Here is a 721-nt window from a genome sequence, read left to right on the forward strand (position 1 = left end):
GCCTGCCGACCTTTAACCGTCCCCACAGGCTCTCTGTAGGCGCGTTGTCCCAGCAGTCGCCCTTGCGGCTCATCGAGGACTTCATCTCGTAGCTTTTGAGCACCTGCTGAAATTCATGACTGCAGTACTGGCTACCTCGATCGGAATGAAAGATCAGGTCCGGTGCCGGGCGGCGCCGGAACCACGCCATTCGCAGCGCGTCCGTCACTGCGCTGGCCTGCATGTGAGGCCGCATGCTCCAGCCCACCACCTGGCGGCTGAACAGGTCGATGACCGCCGTCAAGTACAGCCAGCCCTCATCGGTGGCGATGTAGGTGATGTCGCTGCTCCACGTCTGGTTCGGCGCTGCCGGCGAGAAGTTGCGCGCCAACAGATTCGGCGCAATCGGCAGGTCGTGTTTGCTGTCGGTGGTGACGACAAACTTCCTCTTGCCCCTGGCCTTGATGCCGTGACGCTGCATCAGTCTTTGCACGCGTTCCTTGCCCACTCGTATCCCTCGGGCCAGCAACTCCTTGCACATCTTGGGCCAGCCGTACTCCTGCTTGACCTCAGCGTGGATGACCTTGATGTGCACCAGCAAGGCTTCATCGCTGATGCGCTTGTTGGCACCCGGCCGACTGGGCTTGTCGGAATCCTTGCGCCTCCAGTGCTCGTTCACAGCGATTCCCGCGCAAAGTACGCCGTCGCTTTTTTTAAGATGTCGCGCTCCATCGTCACGCGC

Annotated in this window: 1 pseudogene; it reads right to left on the minus strand. The window is 61.0% G+C overall.

The features are described from left to right. Window positions 1–721, minus strand: a pseudogene (locus IEX16_RS19360) (IS3 family transposase); the annotation flags it as partial.

This window comes from Polaromonas eurypsychrophila, from assembly GCF_014641715.1.
Classification (GTDB): domain Bacteria; phylum Pseudomonadota; class Gammaproteobacteria; order Burkholderiales; family Burkholderiaceae_C; genus Polaromonas; species Polaromonas eurypsychrophila.